The 25,137-nt window shown below is 66.3% G+C and carries 22 protein-coding genes; 3 read left to right on the top strand and 19 right to left on the bottom strand.

Features of this window, described 5'->3' with window-relative positions; genetic code table 11:
* Window positions 1–150: 150 nt before the first annotated feature.
* The 8 genes from AC1DCF_RS06700 to AC1DCF_RS06665 form a co-directional block, all read right to left on the bottom strand.
* Window positions 151–1,179, bottom strand: coding sequence for a hypothetical protein (locus AC1DCF_RS06700; protein ID WP_477210343.1), 1,029 nt, complete (start codon window positions 1,177–1,179; stop codon window positions 151–153).
* 37 nt (window positions 1,180–1,216) lie between these two features.
* The gene (locus AC1DCF_RS06695) at window positions 1,217–2,302 is read right to left on the bottom strand and encodes a hypothetical protein (protein ID WP_477210342.1); all 1,086 of its coding nucleotides are present in this window, start codon (window positions 2,300–2,302) and stop codon (window positions 1,217–1,219) included.
* A 109-nt stretch (window positions 2,303–2,411) separates the two neighbouring features.
* The gene (locus tag AC1DCF_RS06690; RefSeq protein ID WP_477210341.1) at window positions 2,412–4,946 is read right to left on the bottom strand and encodes a hypothetical protein; all 2,535 of its coding nucleotides are present in this window, start codon (window positions 4,944–4,946) and stop codon (window positions 2,412–2,414) included.
* A 156-nt stretch (window positions 4,947–5,102) separates the two neighbouring features.
* A complete protein-coding gene (gene pstS / locus AC1DCF_RS06685) occupies window positions 5,103–6,740 on the bottom strand; it encodes a phosphate ABC transporter substrate-binding protein PstS (RefSeq protein WP_477210340.1) in 1,638 nt (545 codons plus the stop codon).
* A complete protein-coding gene (gene pstA / locus AC1DCF_RS06680; RefSeq protein ID WP_477210339.1) occupies window positions 6,737–8,113 on the bottom strand; it encodes a phosphate ABC transporter permease PstA in 1,377 nt (458 codons plus the stop codon). Before pstA ends, pstS begins: the two co-directional genes overlap by 4 nt.
* Window positions 8,113–9,138 carry a phosphate ABC transporter permease subunit PstC gene (gene pstC / locus AC1DCF_RS06675; RefSeq protein WP_477210338.1) on the bottom strand — a complete coding sequence of 342 codons (1,026 nt, stop codon included), beginning with the start codon at window positions 9,136–9,138 and terminating at the stop codon, window positions 8,113–8,115. Before pstC ends, pstA begins: the two co-directional genes overlap by 1 nt.
* Window positions 9,139–9,322: 184 nt before the next feature.
* Window positions 9,323–11,185, bottom strand: a complete 1,863-nt coding sequence (locus AC1DCF_RS06670) for a protein kinase domain-containing protein (RefSeq protein WP_477210337.1) — start codon at window positions 11,183–11,185, stop codon at window positions 9,323–9,325.
* Complete coding sequence (locus AC1DCF_RS06665) at window positions 11,166–11,768, bottom strand: hypothetical protein (protein WP_477210336.1); 603 nt, start codon at window positions 11,766–11,768, stop codon at window positions 11,166–11,168. Before AC1DCF_RS06665 ends, AC1DCF_RS06670 begins: the two co-directional genes overlap by 20 nt.
* Before the next feature lie 394 nt (window positions 11,769–12,162).
* Here AC1DCF_RS06665 and AC1DCF_RS06660 point away from each other — a divergent pair, with 394 nt between their 5' ends.
* Entirely contained in the window at window positions 12,163–12,999 is an 837-nt protein-coding gene (locus tag AC1DCF_RS06660; RefSeq protein ID WP_477210335.1) for a BtpA/SgcQ family protein, read from the top strand.
* Between the two features lie 199 nt (window positions 13,000–13,198).
* Window positions 13,199–13,939 (top strand): GntR family transcriptional regulator, encoded by a 741-nt coding sequence (locus AC1DCF_RS06655; RefSeq protein ID WP_477210334.1) that lies wholly within the window; start codon window positions 13,199–13,201, stop codon window positions 13,937–13,939.
* 87 nt (window positions 13,940–14,026) lie between these two features.
* Here AC1DCF_RS06655 and AC1DCF_RS06650 read toward each other — a convergent pair whose 3' ends face one another.
* From AC1DCF_RS06650 to AC1DCF_RS06605, 10 genes are all read right to left on the bottom strand, one after another.
* Window positions 14,027–15,346, bottom strand: a complete 1,320-nt coding sequence (locus AC1DCF_RS06650) for an MFS transporter (RefSeq protein ID WP_477210333.1) — start codon at window positions 15,344–15,346, stop codon at window positions 14,027–14,029.
* A gap of 176 nt (window positions 15,347–15,522) precedes the next feature.
* Window positions 15,523–16,512, bottom strand: a complete 990-nt coding sequence (locus AC1DCF_RS06645; RefSeq protein WP_477210332.1) for a nucleoside hydrolase — start codon at window positions 16,510–16,512, stop codon at window positions 15,523–15,525.
* A gap of 124 nt (window positions 16,513–16,636) precedes the next feature.
* Window positions 16,637–17,314 carry a substrate-binding domain-containing protein gene (locus AC1DCF_RS06640; protein ID WP_477210331.1) on the bottom strand — a complete coding sequence of 226 codons (678 nt, stop codon included), beginning with the start codon at window positions 17,312–17,314 and terminating at the stop codon, window positions 16,637–16,639.
* Window positions 17,311–17,961 carry a class II aldolase/adducin family protein gene (locus AC1DCF_RS06635; RefSeq protein WP_477210330.1) on the bottom strand — a complete coding sequence of 217 codons (651 nt, stop codon included), beginning with the start codon at window positions 17,959–17,961 and terminating at the stop codon, window positions 17,311–17,313. Before AC1DCF_RS06635 ends, AC1DCF_RS06640 begins: the two co-directional genes overlap by 4 nt.
* Complete coding sequence (gene otnK, locus AC1DCF_RS06630) at window positions 17,958–19,196, bottom strand: 3-oxo-tetronate kinase (protein ID WP_477210329.1); 1,239 nt, start codon at window positions 19,194–19,196, stop codon at window positions 17,958–17,960. Before otnK ends, AC1DCF_RS06635 begins: the two co-directional genes overlap by 4 nt.
* Entirely contained in the window at window positions 19,193–19,861 is a 669-nt protein-coding gene (locus tag AC1DCF_RS06625) for a hypothetical protein (protein ID WP_477210328.1), read from the bottom strand. Before AC1DCF_RS06625 ends, otnK begins: the two co-directional genes overlap by 4 nt.
* Window positions 19,858–20,664 carry a hydroxypyruvate isomerase family protein gene (locus AC1DCF_RS06620; protein WP_477210327.1) on the bottom strand — a complete coding sequence of 269 codons (807 nt, stop codon included), beginning with the start codon at window positions 20,662–20,664 and terminating at the stop codon, window positions 19,858–19,860. The genes AC1DCF_RS06625 and AC1DCF_RS06620 overlap by 4 nt, the downstream gene beginning before the upstream one ends.
* Complete coding sequence (locus AC1DCF_RS06615; RefSeq protein ID WP_477210326.1) at window positions 20,661–21,656, bottom strand: phosphoglycerate dehydrogenase; 996 nt, start codon at window positions 21,654–21,656, stop codon at window positions 20,661–20,663. Before AC1DCF_RS06615 ends, AC1DCF_RS06620 begins: the two co-directional genes overlap by 4 nt.
* Entirely contained in the window at window positions 21,653–22,441 is a 789-nt protein-coding gene (locus AC1DCF_RS06610; protein WP_477210325.1) for an NAD-dependent epimerase/dehydratase family protein, read from the bottom strand. Before AC1DCF_RS06610 ends, AC1DCF_RS06615 begins: the two co-directional genes overlap by 4 nt.
* Window positions 22,442–22,463: 22 nt before the next feature.
* Window positions 22,464–23,207: an MBL fold metallo-hydrolase gene (locus tag AC1DCF_RS06605; RefSeq protein WP_477210324.1), complete on the bottom strand. Its 744-nt coding sequence runs from the start codon at window positions 23,205–23,207 to the stop codon at window positions 22,464–22,466.
* Window positions 23,208–23,415: 208 nt separating this feature from the next.
* Here AC1DCF_RS06605 and AC1DCF_RS06600 point away from each other — a divergent pair, with 208 nt between their 5' ends.
* Window positions 23,416–24,081: a GntR family transcriptional regulator gene (locus AC1DCF_RS06600; protein ID WP_477210323.1), complete on the top strand. Its 666-nt coding sequence runs from the start codon at window positions 23,416–23,418 to the stop codon at window positions 24,079–24,081.
* A gap of 9 nt (window positions 24,082–24,090) precedes the next feature.
* On the opposite strand, the gene AC1DCF_RS06595 is transcribed toward AC1DCF_RS06600, so the two are convergent.
* Window positions 24,091–25,083, bottom strand: coding sequence for an alpha/beta hydrolase (locus AC1DCF_RS06595; protein WP_477210551.1), 993 nt, complete (start codon window positions 25,081–25,083; stop codon window positions 24,091–24,093).
* Window positions 25,084–25,137 lie beyond the last annotated feature (54 nt).

Here is a 25,137-nt window from a genome sequence, read left to right as displayed (position 1 = left end):
CCCACGGACGGGTGTCCGTGGCCCTTCTGTCGGTTGAACGAGATATGAACGGTGAGCGAGTGCTGCGTGCGGATGACTCGGCCCCGCGCTGAGTGCGCAGAAAGAGGGGCCGCGTGAACGCGACCCCTCTCTCGTCAAACGTGGTGCGTGCTACTTCGAAGCGAGCGTCAGCGTGAGCTTCGAGGTATAGGTGCCGACAACCGAATCCTTCGGGGCAACGAAGGTGAGGTCAGCGTTGAGCTTTGTCGTGCCGACAGCGACACCGGCAGCGAGCGACGCGAACGGCGCGCTGCCCGCAGCACTGCCGGCGGTCTGCTCGGCACCGGCGACACCGGTTCCCGAAACAACGATCGGCTTGATGCCGAGCTGCTTCTTGTCGATGGTGTTCGTGCCGTTGACGAAGTCGGCCACCGACGAGGTCAGTGTCCAGCCCTTCTTCGCGATCGCACGCTCATCCGTGACGGTGAACTCGCCCAGTTTTCCGGTCGAGGTCGACAGTCCGTTGACGAGTGTCGCCGTGCCGAGCGTCGCCTTGGCGCCGGCCGGAACGTTGAGACTGAGCGGTCCGTCGACATCGGGCGTCGAGGCGACTGTCGTCGCTTCGAGGTCGATGCTCGCCGGCGAGCCGGCGACGGGATCGCCGAGAGGATCCACCGTGAACTTTCCGGTAACTGCCTCGATGGTGACAGGAATCCACCAGGCGCCAGAATCGGCGAAGTTCACGCCGTTGTCCTTCATGCAGGCAAGTCCGATGCTCCATTTGCCGCCTGCCGCCTTCACGACTCCTTGATTGCCGTTCGTCTGCTTGTACGGCGAAACAGCGTAGAGCAGCACATCTTTCGACCCCGGCGCCATGAAGCCGGAGGTCGAGTACGCCTGCCAGGCGGAGCGGGTGCGTTCTTGTCCCTGCGGGGCGAGGAAAGCGTACGAATCAGTGGCATCCGCTGAACAGTGGAATGGCACCATCGGATCGATGGCATCGGGGCCGCCGACGATCTCGTCGTTCCAATCGAAGACATGCCCAGCGTCAGAAATCGGCAAGCCGGTTCCTGCATCGAATATGTAGGCAGGGCCGTCGGACGGGGCCGAAGCGGCATTCGCCGATGTGGCGCCGATTGAGGCAAGAGAGACCGTCACCAGACCGACGGCGGCAAAGCGCGCAATGTTGTGTTTGAACATCTCAGGTTCCTTTTCTTGTCTGTAAGCCAGGCCGCCGCTAGGACAGCTTCGCCCGGATGATGGTCGTGTCGGAGGGAGCGAGGAAGCCGAACTTGGTCTTGACCGCGCCGGAAGAGGTGGCGAACGAGCCGAAGTTCGTCAGGCTCTGAGTCTTCGTTCGGTCAACGAGTGCGGCGAGACCGGCGTCGAACTTCGTACCGGCGACGATTCGTGCGTATTCGACGACCACATAGGTGTCGCGACCCCAGGTGGAGTTCGCGTAGTAGGCCGAGTTCGGAACGAGGTTGCTGCCCGATCCGGTGAAGGGTGCCGTTGCACCCTGAGTGCTGCCGAGAAGCGTTCCGGTTCCGGTACGGTTCTGAGCTGCGCCGTTCTTCTGTGCCACCCAGCTCGCGACGGAGAACGGAACGATCTTGCCGGGTGCGTTCAGCACGGTTCCGTCGTTCTCCGCGACGTTCGAAACGACGCAGGAGCCGAGCGTCGGGCTTCCGATGGCGCCGAGGAAGAACTTGGCGGTGCCGGAACCAGACTGCGGAAGAACGGGGGTGACGGTGACACCGTTCACGACGGTCAGCGTGCATTCGTAGATGCTCTTCAGCTGGGCGCCAGTGAGCTGGTCGAGGCCGGTGCCGTTGTAGGCGTACGACAACGCGTCGCGGCCAAATGGAACGTAGCCCAGAAGACCGTTCACGTCGATGGCAGTGGACGAGGGGCCGCTCGAGGAACGTGCGATGTCAACCTGTCCCGTGATCGAGATCGCCGGCGTGGTGTTACCGGCGACGCTGAAGGCAGTGCCGTCGATGGAGCGGCTGAGCGCCTTCACTCCGTCTCCGGAGCCGGCCGGGCGGGCGAAGTAGACCCCGCTCGACTTAGTCTGGATGGCGGCGGATCCGAATGCATCGAACGATCCGATGCTCGTTCCATCAGTGGCGACCGAACGCACCCGCGCGCCGGTCACGTTCGTGCCGTTGGCCAGTGCGTTGCCCGCATCCTGGAGCGTGTCAGAACCGACAAGCACGTAGCTGTTCGACACCGGGTCGGCGTTGGCGGGGGCGGAGAGAGCAAGACCGGCAATGGTGACACCGACGACGGCGCACAGCGCCAGCGCTTTTCTTGACTTCACTTCAGTTCCTTTCGAGGAGTTGATCCGTGCGAGCGCGGACGCGTTCGCATCGACTTGACCGGATATGTGTCGAGAACCGACGCCCCCGGTGGTGCCAAGAATGTGGGCATCAGAGACTCTTACGCCTGATGCGGGAGAGAAGCGGAACCGCCGCCGCAGCGGCCAGCCCGGTCATGCCGCCGACGGGGATCGCTGCAGCGAGTCCGCCGGTGTCAGGGTCTACAGGGGTTTCCTTGCCCAGCACCGCGGCTCCCGCGCCCGTTGCGTTGGGGTCGGTGGGTGAGGCGGCGGGAACCGCAGCGGGCGGCGTGACGCTCGCGGTGCGCGAGACCGACTGCCCCGATGACGGAGCCGCCGCAGGCTTCGGTGGCGTCGGGGCCGTCACGGCACCGGTCTGAATGACGTTGGCTGCCGCGAGCGCCTGGTCGCGCCATCCCGGCGGAATGGGCGCATAGCCGTCCGGAAGCGTTCCGGCATCGGTGCCCGGCTTCTGCCCATCGGTGACGGCGTAGCGGATAAAGGTGGCATAGTCGGCGCGAGCGGCGGCGTCGGTCGAGCGCGGGTTGGCCGCGGCGTACACCGGCATGGCCAGTGGATACGCCGTCGGCGCAGCGGCCGCCGCCGAACTCTCGGGGTTGTATTCGTACACCTGCGCCTGACCGGCCGCCGGCGTCATCGCCGCAGCTGCAGCGGTGAGCGAATCCGTCGTCGGTGCCACGAACGAGCCACTCGCGTTCCTCAGAGACGCCGAAATTACCTGGTACCGGGCCGCCGAGGCCGTGTCGGTGAGCGACAAGACACGCTGCTGGCCGGGGAGGTTGCGCGGCGACTTTGAATACTTGGCCGGACTCGACGTTGGATCCCAGAGCCCGAGCACCTGGCCGTCACCGCGCAGCGTGAGATAGCCGGCCTGGTCGAGGTTGTTGGTGTACGGGCGCCAGCTGACGACGTTGATCGGCAGACTGTGGTCGTTACCCCCGGCTTGTTCGGTGGGATCGGCCTTCGGAAAATCTTCGCGCGGCAGCACGAAGGCCGCCTTGCTCAAGTTGGTTGCGGCATCCGTCGTCGTCCACGGATTCACCACCATGCCCCATTCGTCTTTCTTGCCGGCGAGGAAATCGACGGCTTCCGGGTCTGACAAGACGTAGCGCCAGAGCTGCCAGGCGGTGTCCGACCGGCCCTGCGGAACCAAAAGGTCGGCCAGCGATGGGCTGATCAGGCTCTCGTAGTCCCACTCCGGGTCGTTGATTGCGCGAAAATCGGGGTCGAGCACAAGGTTGCGCGCATTCTTGCCCGGATTCTCGTTGCTCACGAAACCGAGGTGGGCTTTGTCGGCAAATGTCGGGAGCGAATCGAGGTACGAGTTGGTGAGAAGCTTGGCGATCAGTCGCGGTGTCAGCTTGATCTCGGAGAATGCTGTACCGGTGAGCTCCCGAATCTCTGCGGGAGTGTCCGCGTCAGAGTCAGGCTGACGGTCAATGGCGAAGCCGATCGAGACCCCGGTGAGGGCGATCGGCGCATAGGCCAACGAGTCGGTCAGTTCCGAAGTCGATGCCCGCGTCGTCAGGGCGAGCGGTGCCGACTGCTGCGTGAGTGACGTCTGCAACGCATCCGACTCTGCGCCCGTGCTGATCGTGTAGACGGCCCCTCCGGTCGATCCGCAGAGCGTCGGTTGCCAGGATGCAACGGCGCCGGCGACCAATTCGCTGCCGGTCACCTGACGTTCGGCCGCACCGATCGGGCAGGTCAGACCGAGGGGCTTGAAGTCGAGCTTGACGGCGATGCGGTGCTTCCAGCTGTTCCAGAAAAGCCCTGATTTGGTGATGCTGCTCACCCCAGGATCGGCTGTGCCACGTGGGATGACCACGAGCCAGCAAGATTGCGGTTTCGTCGTGCCGTCGGCCTCGGCGACGGGTGCGCCACAGCCGAGCCCGGGCGATTGAACGGCGGTCTGCACCTCGAATCGGGTGGCACCGGTTCCGGCCGAGCCGGACCCCGCCCACTTCACTTCGTTCGAGGTGTACTGGGTGAAGAACTCGTTGGTGTTGACGTCGACGTCGAGCTTCTCGTGGTTCTCACCGATCGACGAGATCGTTTTTCCGGTAGACGACCTGAACGGAATCGAAGTGTAGGTCGGGCTGAATGGGCCAGACTCCGGCGACGTGAATTGCTGATCCTCCGGCGCGACCACTGCATCACTACTGACGAAGTTGTCGCGCGCAGCACCAGCTGACCTGAAGGCGCCGTACTGGCAGGTGGTGCGGTCGGGCTGCCCGGGGTTCTCCGGGTCGTCGCCCCAGCACTGCGCGATCTGCAGAAAGTTGGCTCCGCCGTTTGAATCGCCGCTCGGCACCGTCGAGTGGATGCCGCCGGTCCAGCTGACCAGGATCCCCTGCGACATCAGGTTGTCGGTTTGCGACACGGTCACCGCGAGATCGGGAAATGGCGCGTTCTTCGCATCCGCATCTTGATCTTTCGCCGTGACCGTGACCGCAGAGCTTGCCGTGTCGGCCGCCTGGGCCGGCGCGAAGTGTGCGCTGCCGAAGCCAAGCAACACGGTCGTCGCCAGGCCGACGACAAGCCCGGTCGCGACAGCCCGCACGAAGGTGCGGTCGTGAGCACGGGAATTTCGGGTTGAACGCACGGGTGTCTCCTCGACGACGGTGCCGACTACTGCGGGCAAATCTCACCGTAAGAAGCCACCATGTCGGGAGAGTGACGTGGGGTGAACGCCGCACGAACACCGCGTCACCACAAGCTTGCGTAGCCCGATTTCTTCGGGTTAGACGGGTTATGCGAGTTACGCGGGCGGATTCATGGTGCCGCGACCGCGCTTCAGCTTTCGCGAGAGAAACGGCGGAAGCAGGATGGCGGCCAGAAGCAGCGCGACGGCGAACAGCATGACCGAGTTTTCGGTTTGCCAGCCGGTGGTCGCGAGGGCGAACGGTTTGGCCACCGCTGTGCCACCGCCACCGCCGGAGACCAGAGCGCCGTTCTCGTCGTAGACGGCCGCGCCCCCGGCACCCGACGCACCGGCCGATCCCGCGCCAGCCGCGGCGGCATCGCCGCCCGCCGCTCCGCCGGCAGCACTGCCGCCGGTTCCCGATCCGCTCACCGAGGTGTCTTCGAGAGCACCCGCAGTGCCGGTGGTGCACTGGTTCGGCCCCACTTTGTCGCACTCGGCCGGCTGCGGGGCAGAAGCCGCGAGCTGGTTGTTCGAGGGCGAGTCGCCGGCCTTAAAGGTCGGGTTGTTGCAAGCGTTGACGTCGACGCTCACGCTGCCCGCTCCGGGAATGCGCTTGATCTGATCGAATCCGGCGAGCACGAGGTTCATCGGCAGCGGTGAATAACCGAGTGCGCCGGCCTGCTGCTGCCCCTCGCAGAGCATGTACTGGGCGAAAGCCCCGAGCGTCGGCCCCTTGGCCTCGGTGAAGGTTTTGTTCACCTGGGTCGGAACGATCATGTACGAGTAGCTCGACAGCGGATAGGTGCGCGTATCGCTGCTGTTGTAGACGCCGTCGAGAATCTGGGTGAGGTACGTCGCCGGATCGCTGGTGTCGGTGTTGATCTGCGCCTGCATGAGTGCGACCGCAACAGAGGACGCCGTGGGTTCCACGTAGTAGCCGCTGGAGTTCAGCACCTTCGCGACGGGAAAGCCCGACTTCAGGGCGTACGAGTACTCGACGTAGGTGATGGCGCCTTCGGCGTAGTCCTGGCCGACATAACCGGCGACGCCGAGCGAACCGCTCTGGGCCTTGGCCGCACCGAAAACAGGGTACTGCGAGGTCAACCCGCACGGAGTCGTGCGCCCGATCGACGCGCAAAAGGCGTTCCACAGATCGGGGTGCTGCTTCGACATCCACAGGGTGAACTGCGCGGTCGACCCCGAACCATCCGAGCGCACGACGGGAGTGATGGCTTTGTCGGGCATCGCCAGACCCGGATTGTCGGTGGCGATCTGCGGGTCGTTCCACTTGGTGATCGCCCCGGTGAAGATCTTCGTCACCGTCTCGCCGCCCAGGCGCAGGTTGGTGACCTTCTTCCCGCCGATGCGCAAGTTGTACATGAATGAGGTACCGCCGGCCACGATCGGCATGTAGGCGTAGCCGGTGGCCGGTTTCTCGGGAGCCGAGTTGTCTTCTGGCGTGGTTTGGAACGGGATCTCACTCACGGCGAAGTCGACCGCCTGGTTGATGAAGTCCGTACGGCCGGCCGATGAGCCGGAGCCGGTGTAGTTCACGGTCATGCCGTAGTTCGCCCGCACGTTCGTGCGCCACTGGTCGAGGGCGTTCTGCGACCAGGTCGACCCGGTTCCGGTGATCGGGTAATAGGTGTCGGCCTGGGCAGCAGTCGCCCCCGTGCCGGCGGCAAGCAGGGCGGTCAGCAGCACCACGGCCGCGCCGGCGCCGGCACGAAGAAATCTGAATCTGACAGTCATGGGGTTCTCTCTTCGCGGGGGGATGAGGCGTCGGCGCTTGAGACAGCGGTGCTTGAGAAGGCAGTAGATAAGTGGGCCGGGTTCGAGGCAGCGGATGCCGCATCCCGTTTCTCGAATCGGCGCAGGTCTCTCAGCGACGACTCCAGTGCGGCCTTCCGCTGACGATCGCTCAGCTGGCCGGGGCCGCGGCCGCCGAACGCTCGGGCGAGGGTGAACAGCACGAGCACGAGGAGGATCAGCACAGCGGCCGTTCCGAAACCGCGAGCGATCATGTTCGGCTCCGGCGACTTCACCAGCTCGAACACTTGCAACGGCAGGGAGATCATCGGCCCGGAGAACGGGTTGAGCGCGAGCACGGCGGTGGCTCCTGAGGTGAGCAGCACCGGCGAGGTTTCGCCGATGCCACGCGCGGTACCCAGGATGACGGCGTTGACGAGCCCCGACTTCGCGGTCGGCAAGACCACATGCCAGACGGTGCGCCACCGCGGGGCGCCCAGCGCGTACGACGCTTCACGCAGGTTACCGGCCACCAGCCGCAGCACGACATCCGACGCCCGGATCATGATCGGCAGCATCATCACGCTGATCGCGAGGGCGGCGGCGAACCCCGACCGCTGGTGGGTGAAGAGCAGGATGACCGCGGCATAGATGAACAGGCCGGCCACGATCGACGGCAGCGCGGTCATCGCGTCGGAGACGGTGCGCACAAAACGCGCGAATCGGCCGGGAAACTCATTGAGGAACACCGCGGTGACGATGCCGAGCGGCACGGTGATCGCCAGCGCGATCGAGATCTGGATGAGCGTTCCGACAATGGCGTGCAGGATACCGCCGACGTCGAGAGGGTCGAGCGGTCCGGCCAGTTCCATCGTCTCAGTGAAGAAGTTCGGGTGGAAGAACAGCGCTTCCCGCCCGCGAAAGAGCGTGTAGATGACGACGAAGCTCAACGCCGCGACGAGGGCCAGCCCGGCACTGTAGAGCAGCACGGTGATGAGCTTGTCAGTGACCGTCTCGCGGCTGCCGGTGAGGCTGACCACCACTGTGTAGAACACAAGAAAGGCCAGGTAGGTCACGACCACCCAGCCGATTGCTCCGCTCAGGGGCGCGAACCAGCCGAAAAGCAGCGTGCTGAGCGCGGCCGCGGCGGCCAACGACCCGACGATGGCGAACGTGTCGTCGAGGGTGACCCGGCGCAACACTCGACGTTTCGCCGGAACGATGCCGTCGACATCAGGAATCACCGTGCGGGTGGTGGTACTTCGCTCGGCGGCCTGGTGCGTGTGCTGTTCTGCGGCGTGCGGCTCGGTGAGATCAGGCGCGGTGAGATCAGAGGGGCGGTCGGTGAGTGGTTCGACCAGGAGATCGCGGGACATCAGCCGTCGCTCTCTGCGCCGGAACGCGATCGGGCGACGATGGAGGAGGCCGTGAAGTTCACGATGAGCGTCATCAGAAACAGAACGAGTCCGGCCGCCATCAGCGCCGAGAGACCGAACTCGCTGGCCTCGCCGTAACGCAAGGCGATCAGGGAAGACACCGAGTTGGTGCCGGTCTTCAGAAGATGCCAGTTGATGGTGAAGATCGGCGAAATGATCATGTACACGGCGATCGTCTCGCCGAGTGCCCGGCCGAGGCCGAGCATGGTGCCGCCGATGATGCCGCCGCGACCGAACGGCAGCACAACTGAACGGATCATCCCCCACCGCGTCGAGCCGAGGGCGTACGCACCCTCGCGTTCACCCTGTGGCGCCTGCGAGAAGGCCTCGCGCATGACGGATGTCTGCGTCGGCACCACCATCAGCGCCACGACGACACCGGCGATGAACGCCGACGAGGTGAATGCGCTCGCATCGGGCAGGCTGCCGGGTTCCGTGCCGTCGACACGCAGAATCGGGATCCAGCCGAAGTAGGTCGAGATCCATTGCGCGACCGGGATGATGTTTCCCTGCAAGAAGAAGACGCCCCAGAGACCGAAGACCACGCTCGGCACCGCAGCCATCAAGTCGACCATCGTGGTCAGCGCGGATTTCAGCTTGGGTGGCACGATCTCGGAGATCAGCAGCGCGGTGCCGAATGCCAGCGGAAACGAGACGCAGAGCGCGACGGCGGCTATGGTGACGGTGCCGAAGAGCACGGCTGCGATGCCAAAGACCCCCGACTCCGGTGACCACGACTGCTCGGTGAGAAACGAGAAGCCCGCGACACCGAGGGCATTGGCCGCACGCAGAGTGAGAAAGAGCCCGACGGCGAGCATGATCGCAACGGTCGTGATGCCGGCCGAGAACGCGAACGTTCGAAAAAGCGCGTCAGAACCCGTCGGCCGGGAACGCAGCGTGCGGCGCGTACTCGCTTCTGCCTCGGGCGCTGTGGTCGGCGGGGTCGCCGACGCGGTGACGCTCATCTCGACACCACCAACATCCACCAGTGACCCTTCTGTCGGATCGGAACTCGGCGCTGAAATTTCGGCGCCGAGCGGCATGGCCACAACCCGACATCACACGATCGATGGCCGAGGTGAACCGTTGGGTTCGGGGCGATGAAGAAGACGTGGACGATACCTGTTGAAACGAAGATATTTCTGCTGCTCACGGGCTGGGCCTCGCAGTGGGTGGCGATACGGGCGGCGCCGCTGTCGGCGCCGCTGTCGGCGTTGGAGTGGGCGTCGCGCTGGGTTCGGGCGCGGAGGGGGCGATGGCCGCGTCCGCGACGGCGATCAGGATGCTTCGGCCCAGCTGAACCCGCGTTCCTCCGGCAGGCTCTGCCGAGAGCACCTTTTCTGAACCGGTTCTCCCGTTGCCGGGGTTCCCCGCCGTGCTTCCCGCTGCGGCGACGGTCACTGTGAATCCTGCAGCGCCCAGTGCCGCTGACGCGTCAGACTCGGTGTGGCCGACCACCGCCGGCACCGCGTTCCACCCCGACGCCACGACGAGGTCGACGCTCCACCCTGCCTCGGCCCACTCCCCCGCCGCTCGGCTTGATCCGATGACCGTTCCCTCTGGCTCGGCGGAATCCTGGACGCCGACCGTGCCGACGCTGAGGCCGGCCTCGGCGAGGGCCGATCGTGCGTCAGCGAGTGCAAGCCGCATCACCGCCGGCACCGCCACCTCGTCGACGGTCGCCGGCTCGGGAGCCGCGCTGGGAACGGCGGCCGCTTCGCTCGGCTGGCTCGACGGCGTGGCAATCGCTGCGGGGGCACGAGTGCTTCCCGACGCGGCGATGAATCCTCCGACGACAACGACGAGGAGCGCGCCGCTGATTCCCACCAGCCAGCCCGCACGCGGGCGCATCCGCGGGCGGTCTCCCGAGCCGCCGGGGGTTCTCGTGTGGCCTCGCGCGGAGTTCTGAGCGCGCAGAACCTGGGTCGCTGCTGTTGACGGGTTCGGCAGGATCCGCGTCGGTGAGACGGTCCGGGCGCGCGGCGGGGTGTCATCCGTTTTCGCCAGCCCGGGCGCGGGCTGCGGGGAGCGGAACGGCCCGGACGCCGGCGGCAGCTGCGCCGGCACGCTCAGCACCGCCGTCAGCATCTCCTCGGCGGAAGCGAATCGGCTCTGCCGCGCCTTGAGCATGCCCTTGACCACGAGGCGGTCCAGTTCCCGGGGCACGCCAGAACGCAGCGAGGAGGGCACGGGTGGCGGGGCATTCAGATGAGCGTTGATCGTCTCTTCGGCCGAGCCCCGCGGATAGGGGGGCTGCCCGGTCAGGGCGAAAAAGAGAACCGCGGAGAGCTGATAGAGGTCGGCCCGCTCGTCGACGGCCTCGCCACTCGCCTGCTCCGGCGAGAGAAAGTGAACGGTGCCGAGCACCCCGGGCTCGGCCGGGATGGGCGATCCGGCGCCGGTCAGATCGGTGCCCGGCGGCGCGACCGTCCGCACGACATCCACGCCGATCACCGGTCGACCCGCGGCATCCGCCAGACCGAAGTCGATCACTCGCACCGCCCCCGGTGCGATCGACGACTCCCGCGGAACCATGACGTTTCCCGGCGACAGATCGCGGTGGATGACGCCGACGGCGTGTGCGGCGGCGATTCCGCGCAGCATCCCCTCCGCTACCGCCACAACGTTTGCGATCTCGAGCGGCCCCCGTTCGTCAACGAGCTCCGCCAGGCTCACTCCCGCCGCACGTTCAAACGCGATCCAGGCGACCGGCGGCGACTGGGTCCGGTCGGTGCCGAGGGCTACGACGCCGGCAACATTCGAGTGCCGGATCGCCGAGGCAGCCCGCGCCTGCCGGAAGAATGACTCGCGCGTCGCCTCGCTCTCTGACAGTCGCGGGTGCAGAACTTTGAGGGCGATACCGGCTCCCGTCGCCACATCCGTCGCTTCGAAAACCGACGCCGATCCGCCGCTGCCGAGCAGTTCACCAAGCACGAAGCGAGAAGAGATCAGCGAGTTTCCCTCCCCCTCGGCGTTCCCATCGTCGCCCGCGCTACCAGGGCGCTGTGTCACTGTTCTCCCTGGCCGGGTCTCCCTGACAACGACGCGCCGGCCGGGATCGCGGCAGCTCATCGACCGCCGCGATCGCAATGGCCAGCACTGCCCCCGTCGCGGTTTTCGCCGCTTCGGCTGCGGAACCGAAGAACCGTGCCGAGGTGATCACTGGTTCGTCTCCGTACTCTGCGATCCAAAACCAGGTACCCAGGTGTTGATGCCGATCAACGCGGAGGGCCAGCTGGGCGGCCGCCTCGCGTATCTCGGCAACGTGACTGAGCGCCTCCCGAAAGCTGGGGTAGGCACGCGCGCTTCGACCGAGTTCTCGGTTGTTTGCCGCGAGCAATTGCCAGACACCGCGCGGAGCAGCACCCGGCAGCCGGTCGCTCAGCACCGGTTTGGCCAGCACCGGCTTGACGAGCACCGATGTGGCGAGCGCGGGAGCGGTCAACGCGTGGCGGGTCACACCGGTCGAGCTCGACGCCACCCGTTTGGTCGATGAATCGCCGAGGATGCGGGAATTCACGCGCTCCCAGACGCCATATTGCAGATCGCTCGATGAGGGAAACGACGAGAATGCGATGCGGGGCTGGGCAGGCATGGCGGCTCCAAAGGCTGACGACGGCAGAGTCGCGCTCCCCCCTATTCCAGGGTGATTCCCAGCTCGTTCATAGCCGAGGTTCAGCGCTCCTGGTCCCACCATCGAACGCTGAGGTGAAGAAAGGGAGCTCGCAATCTGAACAGGGCGTGGATTCCCCGTGGCTGTCGCGTGACGGCGGTGCCATTTCCGCGATTCCATCGCGACCTTGACACAGTGTCAGAATCGAATATTATTTGAAGTGTCGCCGGATTGGTTCCGAGTTTCACTCGTCCAAACCGACCCAGCGGCGAAGCCTGATGTATCCGATTCAGGGCACGACAGAACGTCAAAGCAGATGTTTGCGGTCAACGACGGCCGCGCGATGCTCCAACTAACAATTCGAGGAGAAATCCCCATGAGCAACCCTTACCTCCAGCGCTTCAACAGCGTGTTCGCCGGAAAAGCCCCCGTCATCGGCATGGTCCACATGTACGCGCTGCCGGGCGCCCCCGGATACTCGGGCAACCTCAACGACGTCATCGACCGTGCAGTGCAGGACGCGGTAACCCTGCAGGAGGGTGGCGTTGACGCCCTCCTCGTCGAGAACTTCCATGACTACCCTTTCTACCCCGTCACCATTGAGCCGGAAACGGTCGCCGCTGCGGCCGTCGTCGCCCACGAGGTCGCACGCCAGACGAATCTCCCCCTCGGCATCAACATCCTCCGCAACTCCTGGAAGGCCTCGCTCGGCATCGCCGCTGCAGTGGACGCCCAGTTCATCCGCCTCAACATCCTCACGGATGCCTCGGTGACCGACCAGGGAATCATCAACAGCGAGGCGCACCTCGTCGCCCGCTACAAGAAGAGCATCGGCGGCGAGCACATCCTCACCCTGGCTGACCTCCTCACCAAGCACGCCCGCCCGCTCGTCGACCGTCCGGTCGGCGTCATCGCCGCGGACATGCTGCACCGCGGTGGGGCAGACGCCATCATCCTCGCCGGCGACGACACGAGCATGCCGCCGAGCCTCGATCGCCTGCGTCAGGTGAAGGATGCCATCCCCGACGCCCCGGTCATCCTGGGCTCCGGCATGACCGCGGCACACGCTGCTACGTACGCCGAGGTCGCCGACGGCGCCGTGTTCGGCTACGGATCGAAGCCCGACCGCAACATGGACCTGCCCGCCAGCGGCGAACTGGCTCGCGAGTTCGTGAGCCTGTGGCGCTCGGGCAAGGAGCAGAAGGCTGCCTAGCTTCTGAAATTGTGAGGGCCCGCGCCGTGTGGCGCGGGCCCTCCGTCGTGCCTGACGACGCCGGCCGTTTCCGGCGATCTCGGCAATTCTGCAAACACGGTCCTCACCGAAGCGATAGTTTCATCCTGTATCGCAACGCGGACGACTGGGCCAGGCAGCATGAGCGCGACGGCGCCGCCCATGATTTGAAGGAGTCCGAGTGACTGAGAACCACGTCCCACCATCGAGGCGGCGTTCCACCCGGGTGCCCCTCGCCGACCGTGCCTATGAGGAGCTCCTCCTCGAGGTCATCAGCGGTCGACGCCCGCCGGGCGACTGGCTGAACATCAATGCCCTCTCGCGCGAGATGAACCTCTCGGCGACACCGATCAGAGAAGCCCTCGCCCGCCTCGAACCGACGGGCTTCGTACGACGGCATCCCCTGCGCGGCTACGAAGTCGCTCCCCTGCTGTCGCCCACCGAGATCGTGCAATTGATGGATGCGCGTTTGCTGTTCGAGCCGGCGTTCGCCGCAGAAGCTGCGGCCCATTCCAGTCCTGCGCTTCTGGAGCAGCTCGTCGACACGATCGATTCGATGGAGCGCTCCGGCGAGGTGACCGACCCTGAAGCGCTCAAAGAGAGCTGGCTCGCCGACGAGGCATTCCACACGCTGATCAGCGACGCGACCGGCAACCCATTCGTGCACCAGGCGTTCGCCGCGCTGGGCAGCCAACTCCAGCGGTTCCGGCTGAGCGGAAAGGCCGGCCGAACGCACGCGTTGGAGGCTGCACAGGAGCACCGAGCAATCTACGAGGCGATCCGTGGCGGCGATGAGGCCGCCGCTGCCGAGCTCATGCGGTCCCACATCGAGTCGGCGCGGCAGCGCACACTCGCCGATGAGCGCGCGGTGAGCGAGGCTGAACCTGCTGAACGAACGACCTCGCGGCGCTCGTCGCGCTGACACCCGCGCGAGAGCGAAAAAGGAGCCCCTCCTTTCCCTGTGATTCAAGGGAAGGAGGGGCTCCTTGTGGTGCAAACGGTGAGCCGGTTACTTGCCTGCGAAGACTCCGTTGCGACGCTTTGCGACGAGGTAGAGCACGAGGCTGATCGCACACAGCGTGGCCACGTAGAACGGGAAGATGTTGCCCATATCGATGCTGCGCAGGTAGACGAACAGGAACGATGCGGTGCCGCCGAACAGAGCGACGCCGATCCCGTAGCCGAGTCCGACCGCTGTGCCGCGGAACTGCTGCGGGATCATCAGGTTGGCGACAGTGCTGAAAATGGTGAGGTTGAGCAGCAGCACGAGCGAACCACCCAGCATCACGCTCGCGAGCTGGCCGACACCGTCGCCCGTGTAAAGGAGCACGAGGAAGATCGTCGGAATCGCCAGGATGCGTCCGATTACGAACGCCCGCGACAGGTTCCACTTGTCGAGTACCCGGCTGAGAACCAGGGCGCCGACGGTGAGGATGGCCCCGAGCGTGGTCGACACGGCGAAAACACCGGTCGGATCTTCCCCGTAGGAGCCCGTCGCCATCGACGGCAATCCCGAGAGCCAGGTGTAGTTGTACGCCTGCACCGCACCGACGATGAACACCACGGCGAGAACGCTGAGCCAGTAGCGCCGCACGCCGCGCCAGACGTCGACCGTCGAGGTGCGAACGACATTCGGCGTCGCGACAGAGGCGGTTTCGAGGGTCTCAGGAAGCGTGCGGCGCAGCCACAGCACGACGAAGCCAAGGAGCCCACCGAGAATGAAGGGAACGCGGAATCCCCACTCCGCCATGCCCACCGGCCCGAGCAGCGAACTTGTGACGAGCGCGGTGAGCGGGGCCAGCATGTTGCCGAGATTGTTGAAGGTTGCCATGAATCCGGCGACGTATCCGGGGCGATCCGGAACCAGCTCGACGCCGTATGCCGCCCCGAGCGAGCCCTCGATGCCGGTCGAGAAGCCCTGCAGAATGCGGCAGAGCAGCACGATCACTCCCGCCCAGATGCCGAGTGTCTCGTGGGTCGGCGTCAGGCCGATGATCAGGCTCGCGCCCGCCGTGGCTCCGACCGCGCCGATCATGACGGGCTTGCGGCCCACCCGGTCGGCGACGAGGCCAAGCAAGACCCCACCGACCGGTCGCACGACGAAGCCGACGGCGAACACGGCGAGCGAGTTCAGCGTCGCCGCGACAACGCTGTCCGCAGGGAAGAACGCCTGGCCGAGGTACACGGACAGGAGCCCGAACATCGCCCAGTCGTACCACTCCAGCGCGTGGCCGGCGCTGAGCGCGAAGAGCATTTTCGCTTGGCTCTTCTTCAGTGCGGGCGAGGCCTCGGCACGTGTGGTGAGCACGGGGTCTTGAAGTTGTGACATGGGAGAGAGCTCCTTTGCTCGTGGATCTTCGCGGGCTCGCGGTGAGATCCTCGCTATAGTATATGCATTTTGATGGGCTAAAGCTTCACACGAATCGTCAGTATTCGTGGAATGAAGAGCGTTCATGTGGCGCCGAGAGCGCCGGAGGCGGGGGCCCGGAAACCGGGCCCCTCCGCTCAATTCCAGGGAAGTGGGCGGCGCAAGACTCCGTCGATCATGTCCAGCACGCCGTCGAAGTCCATGTCGAAAATGACGCGGTGAAGCGGCCGGGTCTCCCCCTTCACCGGGTGCACGCCGGCGAGGAAACGATCGCCCGTCTCGGGATCTTCGAACGTCTGCAGCGGTCGCTGAACGGCGCCCGCGACCAGATCGGGGCGGAGCAGTGTCGCCACGGCGAGGCTGTCGTTGATCCCCATGATGCGGGCATCCTCCGAGCGACCGTACGACCGCGAATAGAAGCTGGCGTAGTCGCGGCTGATATCGGTGATCAGCTTGGCCGGCGCGTAGCCGGTCGACCTGGCGATCTCAATGAAGAAGTCCTCCGGCACCATCGCCTGGCGCGTCACGTACGGTCCGCACCAGGTCACGTTGCCCGGACGACTCGCCACCTCTTGCGCGGCGTCGATGTCGAAGGAGACGTTGGGGTCTCGGGAAACGCGGAATCGGCGGTCAGCCCACGGCTCGGTGTCCTGGTAGAGCGCCGGCCCGAGGGTTCCGACGATCGTCGTGCTGGCCAGACGTTCAAGCAGCAGCGGATCGGTGCGCAGGGCCGTGGCCAGGTTGGTCTGCGGTCCGAGGGCGAGGTAGTCGATCTCCCCTTCGTGCTTGTTGACAAGGTCGAGCAGAATCGGGATGCCGTTCGGTTCTTTCGGCACCGAGGTGGCGGGGCGGAAGCCGGTGTTGCCGAACCCGTCGTCGCCGTGCACGCCCGACGACAGTTTCAGCTCCTGCTTCAAGGGCACATCGCATCCCCGGTAGACCGGGACGTCCTGGCGCCCGCACGTGTCGAGCACGAAGCGCGCGTTGTCGGCCGCGCGATCGCCGTGGCAATTGCCGAATACGCTCAGCACGGCCAGGATTTCGACGTCCGGGTCGGCCGCCAACAGCATCAGCGCCAGCGCGTCGTCCACACCGGTGTCGGTGTCAACTACAACTTTTCTCTTCATCACATTCCCTTTGTTCTCTCACCGCGCGTCGTGCTGATGCGCGGTTTCTACTTCTTTCGGCCCGGTGCGGGCCTTGGTCTGTGCCCGGCGTCCGCCACGGTTGATCGTGACGGTGCCGGGACGGTCATGGTGCGCTCAACCCCACTGCGGCGAACGCCGTGCTCGCGCGTTCCCCCGTCAGACTTGAAGCAAACGTCCGGGCCGCCTCCGGAGCACCGGCCCTCACCCCGATCGCGAACCGCGCGTACGCCTGCAGTTCGTGCGGGATCGGCTCGACGAGGTGCGGGCCGGCCACCGAACGCAGCTCGCTGACCTGCTGAATTGAGATATCCGCTCGCCCGTCGATGACCGCTTCCGCCGTCAGCCCCGCGGGATACCGGATCGCGCGCTCGTCGATGCGGTCAAGCAGGCCGTGCTGTCGCATCACCTCGATGAAGTGAAGACCGCTCGCGCCCGACAACGAGTAGGCAACCGCCTGGGCGCCGACCAGGTAATCCAAAAACGCCCGCGCGGAAGGATCGGCCGGCCCCGCTGTCTCCGGGAGACGAGCGAATCCGACCGCCGAGACGGCGATCTCGGTCACCGTGTCACCGTCGAGGATTCCCTGCTCCGCCAGGTCGCGCACCGACGCCGCGACCCCCAGAACCAGGTCAGGACGAGCACCGGCTTCGATGCGCTCCAACAGTACGGACGTCGGCTCGAAAGTCGCCTCGACCCGGATGCCGGTCGCGGCCTCGAAGGCGGGAATGAGTGATTCCTGAAGCGGTTGTTTGACGACGAGTCCGCTGTACAGAGTGATCATGCGAGAGGTGTCCTTTCGACAGTGGTGGGAGTGGTCAGCGCGGCCAGCCTCTCCTTCGTGAGCGGAGCAGTGGGATGCCCCCGAGTGACGAAGAACACCTGTGCGGTGTGCTCGAGCTCTTCGAGTGCGTCGAGCGCCGAGTCGAGATCCACCCCGGCCACGACGGGCCCGTGGTTGCGAAGAAGCAACGCATGACCCCGGCGAGCGGCTTCCTCGACCGCGGCGGTGGCGGCGGGATCGCCCGGCGCGAAATACGGCAGCAGTCGCAGCGTGCCGACCCGCATGCCGTAGTACGCCGTCAGGGGCGGGAGCGGACACTCCGGATCAAGCCCGTCGAGGCAGGACAGCGCCGCAGAGTAGAGGGAGTGGGTGTGCACGACGGCGTTCAGCTCGGGACGGGTGCGCAGCATCGCCACGTGCAGAAATGCTTCCTTCGTCGGCTTCGGACCGCTCACGTGACGTCCGGAGGCGTCGAGCACGGACAGCGTGCCGGCCTCGATCTCGCCGAGGTTCACGCCCGTCGGTGTCACCAGGATGCGCTCGCCGTCGCGGATCGCGAGGTTTCCGGTGCGACCATGGGTGAGTCCGCGTCGGTGGATGGAGTGCGCGACGCGCTCGATCTGCGCTCCCGCGCTTTCGATGGTCACCGCGACTCCCCACTTCGTGCCACGTCGACGAACAAATCAGGTTCGCCGAAATTGCCCGACTTCAAGACAAGATGAAGATCACGGCGGGCGTCATGGATCCAGGGCGCGCCGACCGCTGCCTCTTCGCCCACCACCGCGGTTCGTGTGCCGAGCGCCTTGACCACCTCGCCGGAGGTCTCGCCGCCGGCGATGAGCATCCGGCGCAGGCCACGTTCCGCGAGCTGCGTCGCGATCAGCCCGGCCGCCCGCTCGTACAGCGCACCGGCATCCGGGATACGTGCATCTCGCTCCTCGGCGGGACTCGAGGAGTAGATCAGCGCCGACGCGTCGTCTGTCAGGTCGTCCCACCACGCGAGTGAGCGTTCGGCCAGGTCGTCGGCGGTCTCGCCCGGCTCGGCGACAAGCTGGTAGGCGGCTCCCCCGCTCTCGCGGAACCGGTTGATCTGCTCGAGCGTGCGGCGCGAACAGCTTCCGGCGAGGATCGCCGTGCGCCCGGCCGGTGGACCAGTCATCACTCGGTCAGGAGCTCGGCGACGACGTGCGATCGCCTCGATGAGTCCGGCAGAGCCCGCCACGAGGGGGGCGTCGTCGAGGGCCTCGGCAACCGAGGCCAGGTCGGTTTCGGTGACCGAATCGGCGACGAGATGGGTGTTGCCGGATGTCTCGGCGGCGGCGATCGCGTCGCGGATCGCATCCGCTCCGTCACGCACGATCTCGAGCGGCAGACTTCCCACCGTTCCATTAACCTGCGGGGCGAGGAGTCGCGGCACCGAGGAGTCGCGCATGGGCGTGACCGGGTGCTCGCGCATATGGGTCTCGTGCAGCAGGGCGTCGCCAACGAACAGGTGGCCACGGTAGACCGTGCGCCCGTGCACCGGCGCTGCGGGCGTTGTCACGACAATGCCCACGCCGAGCTGGGCCGCAAGCGCCTCGGTCACCGGTCCGATGTTGCCCTCCGCGGTCGAGTCGAACGTCGAGCAGTACTTGAGGTAGAACCGATCGGCACCGAGCCGCTGCAGCGCCGCGAGGGCTGCGAGACTTTCGGCGACCGCATCCGGTACCGCGATCGACCGGGTCTTCAGCCCGATCACGATCGCGTCGACGTCTGCGGCGGTGTCGGTTGCCTGGTCGCCGATATCGGCGGTCAGCGAGAGCAGGGTGCGAAGTCCCGAGCGACTCAGGGCCGCTGCGACATCGGTTGCCCCTGTCACGTCGTCGGCGATGACTCCGATCATCGTGTGCGCCCGTCGATGTCGGCGGCCAGCCGCAGCGCGGCGGCACGTGGCCCGTCGAGCACGGGCACGCCGAACCGAGCGGCCAGGGCGCCCGCGGCGGGTGCCAGCGAGAACTGGGCGAGCACGATGACGTCGTAGTCGGCATCGACCCCGGCCACCGCTTCCGCGAGGGCCTCGGTGAGTTGGGCCTCCGCCAATGGCTTTGCCGCGGCCGGAACGACGAGCGGGCGAATCGCGGTCGCGACGCCCGACGCGGCGAAGGCGGCGGAGAGTCGCTCGGAGCTGTCCGTCGCGGCGGATTCCAGGGAGGCGACGAGCAGAACGCGGGAGGGGCGATGCGCCACGGTCTCGGCGAAGAGCGGTCCATCCGCAGACAGCACGGCCACCCCGTCGGCGTCGGCGTCACGAACATCGGCGCGTGCGCCGTACTGCGAGCAGGTCAGCAGCACGCCGTCGGCACCTCCGGCGAGCGCGAAATCGATCAGTTGATCCATGCGCGCGGCGAGGGTCTCGGTGATTCCGCCCTCGAGCTGGGCGTCGGCGAGCAGGCGATCGTCGAGCAGGTTCCAGACAGTGCCGTTCGGGAACGCGGCGCTGATTGCCGCCGCGGCCGGTCCGATCGCCAACGGCGTGGCGCTGATGAGGGCGATTCTGGCGTTGCTCATTTCGTGATCCTCTCGGTCCAGCCCAGACCTTCGTCGGTGCCGGCAACCGGTGCGTACTCGCATCCGATCCAGCCCGAGTAGTCGCTGGCCGCGATCCGCGCGAGCACCCGGTCGTACGCGATCTCCCCCGTACCGGGTTCGCCGCGACCGGGATTGTCGGCGATCTGGATGTGCCCGACGAGCGGGAGGAGACGCTCGAAGCGCTCGATCACATTCCCCCGGTCGACCTGGGCGTGGTAGACGTCGAAGAGCACCCCGACCGTGGTGGGATCGACGGCCTCCGCGACTGCGGCGGCCGTCTCCATCGCCCGCAGTCCGTAGTTCGGCTGGTCGCGCTTGTTGATCGCTTCGAGCACGATGCGAATCCCTGCGCCGCGCGCCTGCTCCGCTGCCCAGCCGATGTTCGTGACGTAGGTCGCAAAGGCGAGGTCGGCGTCGGCGTCGGCGGGCCGCAACCCGGCCATCACGTGGATCACCGGGGCGCCGAGAACCGTCGCGTACTCCAGTGCGGAGTGCACGCCGGCACGGAACTCGTCACGCGCGCCCGGCACGTAGGCCGCGCCCATGACAGTCGCCGAACCGGCGGGACCCGCCGGTGTGTTGATCAGTGCCTGCTCAAGCCCGGCCTGGTCCAGCATCCGGCGAATCTGCTCGGCGGGAAGGTCGTAGGGCGAAGCGAATTCCACTCCGGTGAACCCCGATGCGGCAGCCGCGTCGAAGCGCTGCTCGAAGGGAACCTCCGTGTACATCCACTTGAGATTCGCCGCGAGCCGCACCGATCCCGACGCCGTCTCGACGATCATGCGAGCACTCCCTCGTAGCCGGGGTTCACAACGAACTGGGGAGCGCCCGCGCCGCCGAGCACCCCGATGACGTTGGCCGCGGCCATCCGGCCCGACTCGCCACGGGCCTCCCGCGTGGCGCCGGCGACGTGTGTGGTCGCAAGGATTCCGGGCGTGTGCAGCAACAGGCTGTCCTGGGGCAGCGGCTCCGTGGCGAACACATCCAGTGCGGCTCCGCCGATCACGCCATCGCGCACCGCGTCGACGAGGGCATCTTCGTCGACGATGCCGCCGCGCGCGGTGTTGACCAGAATCGCGTCGGACTTCATTGTGCGCAGGCGATCGGCGTTGATCAGATTGAGCGTGGACTCATCGAGGAACAGGTGCAGCGTCACGAAGTCGGCCTGTGCCAGAACCTCGTCGAGCTCGGCCCGCCGGATCCCGTGCGCTGTCGCGAACTCTTCGTCGAAGTAGGGGTCGTAGGCGATAACGTCCATGCCGAATCCGGCGGCAATGCCGGCGACGGCCTTGCCGATCGAGCCGAGGCCGAGGATGCCGAGGGTCGCCCCGCGCAGCTCGCGGCCGGTCAGCTGCTGCCACGTGCCATCCGCCAGGTTTCGGATGTTCTCCGGCACACGACGGGCCACCGCCAACATCAGCGCGAACACATGCTCGGCGACGGCCTGCCGGTTGGCGCCGGCGGTGATGCAGACGGGGATGCCGCGTTCGGTCGCCGCAGCGACGTCGACGCTGTCGTAGCCGACGCCGGTGCGCACGATAATCTCGAGGCGCTCGGCCAGGGCCAGGTCGTCAGCGGTGAGAGGCATGGTCCCGGCGATGATCGCTCGCGACTCAGACAGCAGCCGTGCCCGTTCGGCCGCGGGCAACGCGGCGAGGTTCGGTTCGTGGCGGGTGCTCAGACCCGCGGCACGCAGCATCCGGTCGACGTCATCCCACGGCTGGAGAAAGGCGGTGGTGATCAGAACATCTGTGAAATCAGTGGTGTCGGTCACCAGATTCCTCCCTTGTACTCAGAAGCGGTGAATGCCCCGCCGTGGTAGCGCGGCGCAGGGGCGGTGAGGTCGACGCCGTCGGCATAGTTGGCCGCGTTGTCTTTCGGAACGAAGCCGATCGCGGCCCAGCCGGCGTCGGCGTTCCACCAGCGATCGGTGTTCGCCGAGCAGCCGTAGACGACCTGGCAGCCCACCGGGCCGCTTTCGATCGAACAGCGCAACAGCTCGACGCCGTCGGGCCAGCTCAGCCAGAGCCCGAGCTGGCGCTGGTCCTCTGGCGCGGGACGGAAGGTGCCGATGCGCAGGAGCACCGACTCGATTCCCCACTTGTCGTGGTACAGGCTGGCCATCGCCTCGCCGAACGCCTTGGAGACGCCGTAAAAGGTGTCAGGACGCAGCGGTGCGGTCTCGTCCAGAATCTCGCTGGCCGGGTGGAACCCGACGATGTGGTTCGAGCTGGCATAGATGACGCGACGCACCCCGGCGCGACGTGCCGCCTCGTAGACGTGATAGGTCCCGTCGATGTTTGCGCTGCGGATTTCCTCGTACGATGCCTCGTCGGCGACACCGCCGAGATGCACGATGACGTCGACGCCCGCCGCGGCCTCGGCGAGACGGTCCAGATCGGCCAGGTCGCCCACGACGATCTCTTCGCCGGGAAGCAGAGGCTCATCGGGTGCACTTCGTGCGTAGAGCACGACGCGGTCGTAGCGACCCGCGAGACCCTCCCGGATCACCCGGCCCATTCGGCCGGTCCCACCGGTGTAGAGCACTGTCGTCATCATCGTCCTTTCGTTGGCAGTGGCCTCAGCCAATGCTGCGGTCCTGCTCGCCACCGGTCGCGTCGGCGAAGTAGCCGATGGCCGCGTGCTGCGGGCGCACTCGCTGCACTTCGCCGTCGACGAGCGTCAGTCCGACGTCATGGCCGGGCACCAAGATGCCCGAGGTGTCAGTGAGGAGCGAGCGCAGGCGGTCGATCGTCGACACGCTTTCGGTGTCATCCATGCTCGAGTCGACACGGAGGGTGGCAAGTTCGTAGATGTTCTTCACCGAATCACCGGCGAAGACCATGCGGTCAGCGCTGTTCTCCGCGAAGAAAGCGAGGTGATGGGGCGTGTGCCCCGGACTCGCGATCGTGTGGATCCCGGGCAGGATCTCCTGTCCGGCGGACATCCGCTCGACACCGTCGGTGCGCCGAAGAAGCTCCTGCACGTGTAGATCGGGGATGAACTTCGTGCCGGCCGGCTGTTCGGCCGCCCAGGCGAGCTCTTTCTCCCCCACCCACGTCGTCGCGTTGGCGAACATGGTGAAGTTCGCCACATGATCCCAGTGCATGTGAGTGAGCAGCACGTCGGTCACGTCGTCGGTGGTCAGGCCCAGTCGGGCGAGGCCGTCGTGAATCAGTGGGATGTATGCCGGCTGGCCGGCATCGACGAGAACCCGTCGCTCACCGTCATCGAGCAGCCACAAGCTGCTCCAGCCGAATGCACCGTGCGACGAGGACTTTCCGGGGAATCCCTCCACGAGGGGGTGGGCCGTGTACGAGTTCATGACGGCGTCACCGCCATCGACGTGCTCTTGTGCATCATCGCCTCCACTAGTTCCTGTCGCTATAGTATAGCCGTTCTCATTCACTTCGACACCTCCCGTCCCAGTTCGGCGTCGGGCTCACAACGTGTCGGTGCCGCTCATCCCGACGCGACCGCGGCGCGCGCGTCGTATCAACTGGCCGGAGCCGGCTTGAGCCTAAGCTGAGGGGATGATCGAGCACACAGAGACGAAAAGGCCTATTGCCGATCAGATGTACGACGTTCTGCTTCAGCAGTTCATGTCGGGCGATCGTGGGGCGGGCGAAGTACTGAACATTGGCGCGCTCTCGCGCGAGCTTGACGTGAGCCAGACCCCTCTGCGTGAGGCGCTGGCCCGGCTCGAGCACACCGGGCTGGTTGAGCGTGAAGCGCTCCGCGGATACCGCGTCGCGCCCATGATGACGCGAGTCGAGGTGCAGCAGCTGATGGAAGCACGTCTGGTTCTGGAACCGACGCTGGCGGAGCAGGCGGCACTGCGCAAGACCGACGAGTTCATCGCAGAGCTGCGCAAGACGGTCGAGGATTTTCACCAGTCCGCAGCCGTCGCCGACGTCGAAGCCGAGGGTTTCGACCTGTACTGGCGCTCAGACGACCGGTTTCACATGGCCATCGCCGCGCAGTCGGGCAACCGGTTCCTGGAAATGGCCTACACGGCGCTCGGCGGTCAGATCCAGCGCTACCGGCTCTTCTCCAAACTCGGACGAACCGGGGCGCTCCACGCGGCACCGGAGCACAGTGCCATCTTCGACGCCATCGTTGCCGGCGACGGCCCGGCCGCGGCCGAGGCGATGCGCGTGCACGTGATCGGCTCGACCGAACGGCTGCTCGGGGCGTAACTCCCGGCGCTAGGCGTCGTTGCGCAGGTAACTGCGCAGCCAGCGCGTCAGCTGCCGATAGGCCTCTTCGCGCACCACCGGTGTCGAGAGGAACACGTCGTGCAGTGCGCCCTCGATCCGGGCGATGGTGACGAGGGAGCCGAGCCGCGTCGACCGCACCGCGATGTCGTCGACCCGCAGCACGACATCCGTGCTCATCATCTCGGGCGTCCACTTGGGAATGAGCATCGAGCGAGCCGAGATCATCGTGAACACCGGAGCGGCGATCGACAGGCCGGATGCGACACGCGCATGTCCCGCAAGGATCGCGCGTAGCCAGCCGGGATGGGCGGTGAAGCCGCGCGGGGGCCGCCAGTCGAAGTTGTAGTCCCAGGCGCCATCCATCGTGGCCGACACCGAGCGCGTGTAGAAGCCGAGATCCACTTGGGGCAGCGGTGCCCTCGGGTCGACCTTGGCCTGAATCTCGACGATCGGCTGGATGGCCGCCCGGCCGATGCCTGTTGCTTGAAACTCCAGCCACGGGCTGTTGAGCACCAGAGCGGCGACACGACCGGGATTGCGCGCAACCCAGAGGCTGAAGACCAGGCCGCCGGTTGAATGACCCATCATGATCAGCGGCCGTTTCGGCTCGTGGTGCCGGCCGTGCCCGATCGCGCTGAGCGCCGCCTCGATGTCTTCGTCGTAGTCATTCAGATCGGTGATGTAACCGGGGGTCTGGCCCGGGCGCAGGCTGCGTCCGTATTTGCGCAGGTCGAGCGCATGAAACCGCGCCCCGGCATCCTGCCAGTACTCGGCCAGCTCGGTCTGGAAGAAGTAGTCGGACCAGCCGTGCACGTAGAGCACGTCGACGCCGGCCGCGACCGGGCGCACGAGTTCGAGGCGAAAGCGTGACACCGGGCGCACCAGGGTGGCGACGACCTCGCCCTCGGCATCCGGTCGCAGCGGGAGAGTGAGCTGTTCGAATCGATCGCCCAGAACATCGGGAACCCATTCAGCGGCCAGAGTGTGCATGCTCGTGAGGCTATCGCATCCGTCTAGCCGAACATCTTGCGTGCC

The organism is Leifsonia sp. 10L418 (assembly GCF_056395445.1).
Note: the sequence above shows the minus strand (reverse complement) of the source record. Positions and strands in the feature narration are given on the sequence as shown.